General features: G+C 73.7%; 1 protein-coding gene and 2 pseudogenes. 2 read left to right on the top strand and 1 reads right to left on the bottom strand.

Annotation, left to right across the window (positions count from 1 at the left end):
* A pseudogene (locus ACFVWU_RS44930) lies at positions 1-300 on the bottom strand (hypothetical protein); the annotation flags it as partial.
* A 252-nt stretch (positions 301-552) separates the two neighbouring features.
* On the opposite strand from ACFVWU_RS44930, the gene ACFVWU_RS44925 reads away from it, so the two are divergent.
* Both ACFVWU_RS44925 and ACFVWU_RS44920 read left to right on the top strand, forming a co-directional pair.
* Positions 553-1,065 carry a SigE family RNA polymerase sigma factor gene (locus ACFVWU_RS44925; RefSeq protein WP_387632523.1) on the top strand — a complete coding sequence of 171 codons (513 nt, stop codon included), beginning with the start codon at positions 553-555 and terminating at the stop codon, positions 1,063-1,065.
* Positions 1,058-1,405: pseudogene (locus ACFVWU_RS44920) on the top strand (hypothetical protein); the annotation flags it as partial. The gene ACFVWU_RS44925 and the pseudogene ACFVWU_RS44920, both read left to right, overlap by 8 nt.

Raw genomic sequence — 1,405 nt, 5'->3', positions numbered from 1 at the left:
ACAGGAGGCCAGGATCCCGGCGACGGCCCCAGCGTCGATCGGGGCTGTGCTCGTGCTGGCGACGGTGAAAGCGGCCGGGGTGGCAGTCGAACGGGTAACGGACGGGCCGCTGCCGGGGACCACCGAGGCGCCGGCCGAGCCGGCGCCGGAGGCCGAGGCGGTGGGCGCAGCGGAGGGCTTGCCGTGGGCCGTGGGGGTGGGCGTGGAGGGGCCGGTTGCGGCGGTGGCCATTCCCCCCGCGGTCGCGATGGCTGCGGCGGTGGCGGTGGCGGCGATGAGCATGATCGGGCGGATACGCATGAATCCGTGTCCTTTCCTGCGGGCGTCCGGTTGACGCCTGCGCCCCTGTAGGTCTCCCGACGCCCGGCAGGTCGCACCCCACGCACGTGATCCAGGTCACAGGCCGTGGGTGCGACCCTGGGGCGGTGCTCGTGCGTACAGGGCGGGACGCTCCGCTCAGGACGCACGGCTCCACCGCCGCGGCCGAGGAGTGCTTCCTCGCGAGCCGCCTGTGCCGCGAGCTGTCGGACAGCCCCGGAGGAGAGGCCCTTGATGACCCCACAGGAGTTCGACGCGTTCTACGCGGCGTCCTTCTCCCGCCTGACCGGGCAGCTCTACGCGTTAACCGGCAACTGGTCCGAAGCGCAGGACGTGGTCCAGGAGGCCTTCATCCGCGCGTGGGACCGAAGGCGCACCTTCGACCCGGACAGCGCCCCGGAGGCATGGATCCGGACCACGGCCCGGCGGCTGGCCCTCTCCCGCTGGCGACGTCTGGCCCGGGGCCTGCACTTGGCCGGCCGCCACCACCGCCAAGAACCGCCCACCGTCGAACCGCCCACCGAGGAGCACCTGATGCTGGTCACCGCGCTACGCGACCTGCCCGAGGCACAGCGGAGCGCCCTGGTCCTGCACCACATGTGCGACCTCTCCGTCGAGCAGGTCGCGGCCGAGACCGGCGCCAGCGTCAGCGCCGTCAAGAGTCGCCTCGCCCGCGGCCGGGCCGCGCTCGCGGCCGGACTCGCCGACCGGACCCCGACCAGCGAGGAAGGAAAGCTCCGTGTCTGACCCCATCCACGACACCCTCGGCGACAGGCTGCGGCTGCTCGGCACGCAGATGCCCGCGCCGACCCTGCCCGCTGCGGAGATCCGCCGACGCGCCGACCGGCGCCGGCACCGCCGACACGCCCTCGCTGCGACCGCGGCCTGCACCGCGGCAGCCCTGTGCCTGGCTCTCCCGTCCGTGCTGCACTCACCGGGACCACAGAAAGGAGCAGCCACCACAGACGTCTCCTCCGTGCCTGCTTCCGTTCCGGCTTCCCCGCGTCCCCCGGCCGCTTTCACCGTCGCCAGCACGAGCACAGCCCCGATCGACGCTGGGGCCGTCGCCGGGATCCTGGCCTCCTGC

This window comes from Kitasatospora sp. NPDC058190, from assembly GCF_042883685.1.
In the GTDB taxonomy this organism is placed as follows: domain Bacteria; phylum Actinomycetota; class Actinomycetes; order Streptomycetales; family Streptomycetaceae; genus Kitasatospora.
This window is presented reverse-complemented; position numbering and strand designations above follow the sequence as displayed.